Origin of the sequence: Saccharopolyspora sp. NPDC050642, from assembly GCF_040654735.1 — a bacterium.
Lineage (GTDB): Bacteria > Actinomycetota > Actinomycetes > Mycobacteriales > Pseudonocardiaceae > Saccharopolyspora > Saccharopolyspora elongata.
This window is the reverse complement of the sequence record NZ_JBFAIN010000058.1, coordinates 35,930-42,497: the sequence shown is the minus strand read 5'-3', so window position 1 is coordinate 42,497 and position 6,568 is coordinate 35,930. Positions and strand designations below refer to the sequence as shown.

8 protein-coding genes are annotated in these 6,568 nt (G+C 70.9%); 4 read left to right on the top strand and 4 right to left on the bottom strand.

Annotation, left to right across the window (positions count from 1 at the left end):
- The coding region (locus tag AB0H93_RS41820; protein ID WP_358581927.1) for a hypothetical protein at positions 1-244 on the top strand (244 nt) is incomplete at its 5' end.
- Here AB0H93_RS41820 and AB0H93_RS41815 read toward each other — a convergent pair.
- Both AB0H93_RS41815 and AB0H93_RS41810 read right to left on the bottom strand, forming a co-directional pair.
- The gene (locus tag AB0H93_RS41815) at positions 225-1,139 is read right to left on the bottom strand and encodes an alpha/beta hydrolase (protein ID WP_358581925.1); all 915 of its coding nucleotides are present in this window, start codon (positions 1,137-1,139) and stop codon (positions 225-227) included. The genes AB0H93_RS41820 and AB0H93_RS41815 overlap by 20 nt on opposite strands.
- The gene (locus AB0H93_RS41810) at positions 1,136-2,035 is read right to left on the bottom strand and encodes a diiron oxygenase (protein ID WP_358581922.1); all 900 of its coding nucleotides are present in this window, start codon (positions 2,033-2,035) and stop codon (positions 1,136-1,138) included. The genes AB0H93_RS41815 and AB0H93_RS41810 overlap by 4 nt, the downstream gene beginning before the upstream one ends.
- Positions 2,036-2,099: 64 nt before the next feature.
- Here AB0H93_RS41810 and AB0H93_RS41805 point away from each other — a divergent pair, with 64 nt between their 5' ends.
- On the top strand, positions 2,100-2,867 hold the full coding sequence (locus tag AB0H93_RS41805; protein WP_358581920.1) for a TetR/AcrR family transcriptional regulator: 768 nt from the start codon (positions 2,100-2,102) through the stop codon (positions 2,865-2,867).
- The gene (locus AB0H93_RS41800) at positions 2,860-3,171 is read left to right on the top strand and encodes a DUF4873 domain-containing protein (RefSeq protein WP_093262313.1); all 312 of its coding nucleotides are present in this window, start codon (positions 2,860-2,862) and stop codon (positions 3,169-3,171) included. The genes AB0H93_RS41805 and AB0H93_RS41800 overlap by 8 nt, the downstream gene beginning before the upstream one ends.
- A gap of 65 nt (positions 3,172-3,236) precedes the next feature.
- Here the strand turns inward: AB0H93_RS41800 and AB0H93_RS41795 are convergent, their stop codons facing one another.
- Positions 3,237-3,464: a DUF3107 domain-containing protein gene (locus AB0H93_RS41795; RefSeq protein WP_132483236.1), complete on the bottom strand. Its 228-nt coding sequence runs from the start codon at positions 3,462-3,464 to the stop codon at positions 3,237-3,239.
- Between the two features lie 264 nt (positions 3,465-3,728).
- Positions 3,729-4,403, bottom strand: coding sequence for a ferritin-like fold-containing protein (locus tag AB0H93_RS41790; protein ID WP_093262317.1), 675 nt, complete (start codon positions 4,401-4,403; stop codon positions 3,729-3,731).
- A 580-nt stretch (positions 4,404-4,983) separates the two neighbouring features.
- Between AB0H93_RS41790 and AB0H93_RS41785 the strand changes: the two genes are divergently transcribed.
- Positions 4,984-6,555, top strand: coding sequence for a DEAD/DEAH box helicase (locus AB0H93_RS41785; protein WP_358581933.1), 1,572 nt, complete (start codon positions 4,984-4,986; stop codon positions 6,553-6,555).
- Positions 6,556-6,568 lie beyond the last annotated feature (13 nt).

Genomic DNA, 6,568 nt, shown 5'->3' with positions numbered 1-6,568 from the left:
GCGCCTGCGGCGCATACGGCACCCCATCGACGTGCAGCTTTGCGGCCCGCGGCTGCGGGCCGACCAGGATGAAAAACGCTCAATGGAAATCAGAGGTCCGATTTCCATTGAAATTGCGGAGGTTGTCCACAGCCGACGGCGTGTCGTGGCCCGACACGCCGATGTCCCGCAATTTCCATTGAAATCGAAGGTTCGGTTTCCATGGAAATTGCGGAACACCCAGGTCAGCGGAGCGCGCGGGTGACGAGTTCCGCGATGCGGGCGGTGACCTCGTCGGCCCTTTCCAGCGGCAGCATGTGCCCGGCACCGGCGTAGATCAGCAGCTTGGCGTCCGGCAGCGCGTCCGCGATGCGCCGAGCGTGCGAGTGCGGCGTCAGGCGGTCGGCCAGCCCGGACAGCACGACCGTCGGGACCGACCGCAACGCCGCGAGCGCGCCGAGTCGCTCGTGCTCGGCCAAGGCCTGCCGGTAGGCGGCCATGTTCGCCGGGTGGCAGCCCGCGACCCAGTCCGCGGTGGCAACCACGTCGGCGGCCTCGGGGTTCCGGCCGAACAGCAGCCAGCGCATCCCCGGTCGCAGCCAGGACGACTGCGGGACCAGCCGCTTCCCGCGCGAGACCGCGAGCCGCTTGCGGAACGCCTGCTCGCCCCGGTTGGCGACGGCCGCGACCGGCCGGGGCAGGCCGAGGGTCGGCGCCACCAGGTCGCCCGCCGAGGTCGCCACCAGCGCGACCGCGGCGATCCGCCGCGCGAAGAGCTCCGGGTGCTGCTCGGCCAACGCCATGATCGTCATGCCGCCCATCGAGTGCCCGGCGAGCACGACCGGCCCCTCCGGGGCCCGCTCCGCGATCAGCTCCGCCAGGTCGTCCGCGCACTGCCGGATGCTCGCGCTCCCCGGCTGCGCCGGGTCGCTCTCGCCGTGCCCCCGCAGGTCGAACCGCAGGATCCGCAGCTGCGTCCCGGCCGCCTTCGGCAGGCCGTCCGCCACCCGGTCCCAGGTGTGCTTGGTCAGGGCCCACCCGTGCACCAGGACGACGGTGACCGGCGCGTCGGCGGGGCCTTCGTCGACTATCCGCAACCGGGTTCCGTCGCTGGTCGTGAACTCTTCGGCGGTCATCGTGCGCAAGGTTTCGCCCTTCATCGGATCAGGTTCGCCTTCTTCCACCAGCGCATGCCCGGCTTGCCGACCAGTCCGGCCTCGTCCAGGAACGCCATGATCTTCTCGCCACCCCAGTGCAGGGTGTCCAGGAAGCCGGGGTTGGCCCAGGCCGCCCGGTAGCCGTCGCGCGGCCGGATCCCGACCGCCTTGTAGACGTGCGGGTTGATGAGGCTGAGGCAGATGCAGTACGACACGAGCGCGGTCCAGTACTGGTGGTAGGCGCGCTCGGCGGCGTTGCACTCGGCCATCCGGCGGACGACCTCTTCGCGGGCGAAGGTGACGTGCCGGGCCTCTTCGAGCACGTGGATGCGGTTGACCATGCGCACCAGCGGCTGGACGTCCTCGTCGTACATCTGGTCGCGCTGGAAGCGGTCCAGGATCTCCTCGGCCACCAGGATCGACGCGTAGGCGGAGGGGCCGCGCAGCACGGCGGGCAGGATCCGGCCGCCGCGGTGCAGCATCGGCAGCGGCCCGTAGGCGGGCGCGCCGATGCGGTCGACGGCCTTGGCGAACATGGTGGAGTGCCGGCATTCGTCGGCGACCTCGGTGAGCGCGTACTGGGCGTGGTTGGTGCGCGGGTCAGAGTTGTAGAACTCCTTGAGCAGCATCTGCATGAGCAGCACCTCGAACCACAGGCCGTTCGAGGCGATGCTGGCGAACTCGTGCTTGGTCAGCTCGATGCGCTGTTCCTCGCTGAGCCGGTCCCAGAGGTGCGTGCCGTAGAGCGAGCTGCGCTCGAACGGGATGTAGGGCTTGCCGTCGGCCAGCGGCGCGTCCCAGTCGACGTCGACCTCGGGGTCGTAGCTGTTCCGGGCGGACGAATTCAGCAGCCGTGCGGCCGTCTTCTCGCGGTCGTTGACCTGCAGGGCCCTGCTCATCCGGCGATCACCCTCTCGGCATCGAGATTGCATGTTACTTCCAGTAACAGTTACCTTGGGTAGCGTGAGCCACATCTCTCGCCCTGTCAAGGCGGTCACACCGGAGAAGGCCCGCGGCGACGCGCGCCGGGAGCGCTGGCGCGAACACCGCCAGGCCCGCCGCGCCGAGTTCGTCGAGGCCACGGTGCGCGCCATCAGCAAGCACGGCGCCGAGGTCGGGATGGACGAGATCGCCGCCGAGGCCGGAGTCAGCAAGCCGGTGCTCTACCGGCACTTCAGCGACAAGAGCGACCTCTACGTCGCGGTCGGCGAATGGGGCACCGAGCTGCTGATGCAGCGGCTGCGGCCGCTGTTTCACGAGGGCGGCACGCCCAACCAGCGCATCCGCCGCCTGCTCGACGCCTACCTCGGCACCATCGAGCAGTACCCGGAGCTGTACCGGTTCGTCGTGCAGCGCACCTTCGCGGACCGGCCGGTGCGCTCCGACCCGGTGTCGGCGGAGAAGACGGTGATCGCGAACTCGCTGTCCCGCATCCTCGGCGAATACCTGCGGGCGCTGGGCCTGGACTCCGGCGGCGTCGAGCCCTGGAGCCACGGCCTGGTGGGCATGGTGCAGGCCAGCGGCGACTGGTGGCTGGAGCGGCAGTCGATGAGCCGCAGCGACCTCACCGACTACCTGGCGCAGATCATCTGGTTCGCCATCGACGGCGTGCTGCGCTCGGCCGGCCTGGTGATCGACCCCGACGATCCGCTGGACCTCGGCAACGACCTGCGCCTGGTGCCCGGCGAACACGAGACGCCCGAAGACGAGGAGGACGTGGACCATGGCTGACCACGAGCACGACGAGGACGACTACCGCGGCCCGGCCACGCTCCTGGCCGATGAGCGGGAGCTGGCGGTCGAGGTGGTCCTGCGCGGCCACTTCCAGCCCATCGACGGCCGTTTCCATTGGTACGGGCGCCTGTCCGCACACCAGGACGTGGACGAGTTCGCCGACCACCGCAAGAAGGATGTGGTGTTGCGCACACCGGCGGGCGAGGCGACGGGCACCCTCTCCGACCAGGACCCCTGGGGCCGCTACCGGATCACCGGCACCGGCCGCCCGCCCTTCGAGATCCCCGCCGAACTGGACTGACACAAAGCGCGAGGGGCACCTCGGCCGAGTTCGGCCGGGGTGCCCCTCGCGCGGAAAAACCCAGGTCAGCTCACGCCGAAGCCGACGCGCGGCGGCGTCGCCGGGCCGATCTCCACGTAGGCGACCTTGGTCGACGGGACGATGATCCGCCGCCCCTTCTCGTCGGTCAGCGCCAGCACGCCTTCTGCGTTCTTCAGCGCGTCGGCGACCAGCGACTCGACCTCTTCCGGGGACTGTCCGCTGACGACCGTCAGCTCGCGCGGGCTGTCCACGACGCCGATCTTGACCTCCACGCCGAACCTCCGTTGGGCACTCGAATCCGTTGGGATGTGGCAAGGCTATCCCAGGTCCCGCCTTGATCGGCGGATCCTCGCGACGCCACCGAACCAGGACGACTCGAGTCCTGCCCGGGAACCTGTTCTCGTCTTTGCGGCGAAGCCGCTCAGCCCACCTGCGCAGCTCGCACCGCCGCAGGTTCTCAGGCGTCGCCTGGCGACGACAGCCCGACTGGTCATGCGTCCGCTACCCGCATCGCCACGCGAAGCGAGCCGCGGGTATCAGCCCAGGCCCAGGCGGGCCATCCGCTTGGTGTGGTTGTTCTGCAGCCGCCGGAACATCGCCGCGATGCCGGTGAGGTCGCCCGAGCCCTTGATGATCAGCTCCGCCAGCGCGTCGCGCTCGGCGACCACCCGCTGCGCCTGCGTCATCGCCTCGCCCAGCAGCCGCCGCCCCCACAGCGTCAGCTTGTCCCGCAGCTTGCGGTCGTCCTCGCAGGCCGCCTGCACCTCGCGTTCGGCGAACGCCGAGTGGCCGGTGTCGGCGAGCACGGTCAGCACCAGCTCCCGCGTGGCGGGGTCCAGCCACTCCGCGACCTCGCGGTAGAAATCGGCCGCCAGCCCGTCGCCGACGTAGGCCTTGACCAGTGATTCCAGCCACGAATGCGGCGCGGTGGACTCGTTGAACGCCTCGAACGGCGCCACGAACGGCTGCATGACCTCGTCGACCGCCACGCCGCGGCCCGCCAGGTGCTCCTCCAGCTGCCGGTAGTGACCGATCTCCGCGGCCGCCATGCTGGCCAGCGCCGCGCGGCCGGTCAGCGTGGGTGCGGTGCGCGCGTCCTCGGCGAGCCGGTCGAAGGCCGACAGCTCTCCGAAGGCCAGCGCCGCGAGCAGATCCACAACACCTTCGGAGTAACGCTCGTCACTTTCACCGCGCTGGTCAGCCTCGTTCATGGCTGCGAGCCTAACCGGCGGCACGCCCGAGTTATACGCGCCACGGTGAGAACGGCCGACCAACAGGTATCCTCGGACCTCGGAGGAGCATCGGCGTCCGACGGCACAGTCGGCGGCACAGTCGGCGACCCGGTCGTGAAGACCGCGGTGCTGGCTCGCGAACGTCACGGTCTGGGCGACTCCCGTCCGAGCGGGACGGCCCCCGGGACCACAGCCTGCGTGTACGCGGCCCGAGCGAAATCGCTCGTCGGCCTTGGCGCACGCGACGCCGAGAAGAACGAACCAACAGCGGCTCAGCCGCTGAGCGAACAAGGGCGCGCACCATCACGTCGGTGACCACGAGCACGAAGAGCGGCCGCGAGCAGCGAGCTGCCGTGCCTGGAGGACGTCGCCACGGATCGGCCCGAACCGGGACGCATGCGCGCAGGTACCGAGAGAGGCGATCATTCTGACGTTCACCAACAGCCAGGCCCCCGACGGCCTCGAAGATCGTAATGGGGGCGGCAGCCCCACCACCGCGGACGACACGCAGCTCGAGCACCTCGAGTCCGGTGCCCCCGAAGCCGCGGACGCGCCGCACCTGAAGGCCGGCACCGCCGGCAACCCGGACGCTCCGACCTTCGCCGAGCTCGACGTGCACCCGGACATCGTCCGCGCGCTGCACGAAGCCGGCATCGAGCGCACCTTCGCCATCCAGGAACTGACCCTGCCGCTGGCGATGCAGGGCGAGGACCTGATCGGTCAAGCCCGCACCGGCACCGGCAAGACCCTCGGCTTCGGCGTCCCGCTGCTGCACCGCCTGCAGGTGCCCGGCGACGGCACCCCGCAGGCGCTCGTCGTGGTGCCGACCCGCGAGCTGTGCCTGCAGGTCACCCGCGACCTCACCGACGCGGGCAAGCACCTGGGCGTGCGCACCGTCGCCGTCTACGGCGGCCGCCCCTACGAGGAGCAGATCTCCGCGCTCCGCAAGGGCGTCGACGTGGTCATCGGCACCCCGGGCCGCCTGCTCGACCTGGCCGAACAGCGCCACCTGGTGCTCGGCAAGGTCCGCGGGCTGGTGCTCGACGAGGCCGACGAGATGCTCGACCTCGGCTTCCTGCCGGACATCGAGCGCATCTTGCGCATGGTTCCCGAGCAGCGGCAGACGATGCTGTTCTCGGCCACCATGCCGGGCCCGATCCTGACCCTGGCCCGCACGTTCATGACGCAGCCGACGCACATCCGGGCCGAGCAGGCCGACGAGAGCGCGGTGCACGAGCGCACCCGGCAGTTCATCTACCGGGCGCACGCCATGGACAAGGGCGAACTGATCGCGAAGGCCCTGCAGTCCACCGACCGCGGCCTGGCGATGATCTTCAGCCGGACCAAGCGGACGGCGCAGAAGCTCGCCGACGAGCTCACCGAGCGCGGCTTCGCGGCCGGCGCGGTGCACGGCGACCTCGGGCAGGGCGCGCGCGAGAAGGCGCTGCGGGCGTTCCGCTCCGGCAAGGTCGACATCCTGGTGGCCACCGACGTCGCGGCCCGCGGCATCGACGTCGCCGGCGTGACCCACGTGATCAACCTGCAGTGCCCGGACGACGAGAAGACCTACGTGCACCGCATCGGCCGCACCGGCCGGGCCGGTCGCGAAGGCGTCGCGATCACGCTCGTCGACTGGGACGAAGAGCCCCGCTGGAAGATGATCAGCGACACGCTCGGCCTGGACAAGCCCGAGCCGGTCGAGACCTACTCGACCTCGCCGCACCTGTTCACCGACCTCGACATCCCGACGGACGTCACCGGTCGCCTGCCGCTGTCCAAGCGCACTCGCGCCGGACTGGACGCCGAGCCCGAGACGCAGGGCGAGGCCAAGCGGCCGCGCCGCAGCCGGCGGCGCACCCGCGGCGGCGCGGACCAGCACCAGGGCGAAGCCGAGAGCGGTGCCCGCCAGGACAGCGACGCCGAGACCCGGCCCGCCCGACGCCGGCAGCGCCGGCGTACCCGCAGCGGTGCCGAAACCGCGGTGCAGCAGCCGGAAGCGCCCGCCGCAGGAGGCGAAGCCGACGCCGGTGAGCGGCCGCGCCGTCGGCGGCGCAGGCGTCGCTCGGGCGAGCCGGTCGGCGAAGCCGGCGACACGGCGCGCAGCGGCAACGCCGAAGGCGGCGCCGCGTAGCAGCAGGCGAGAC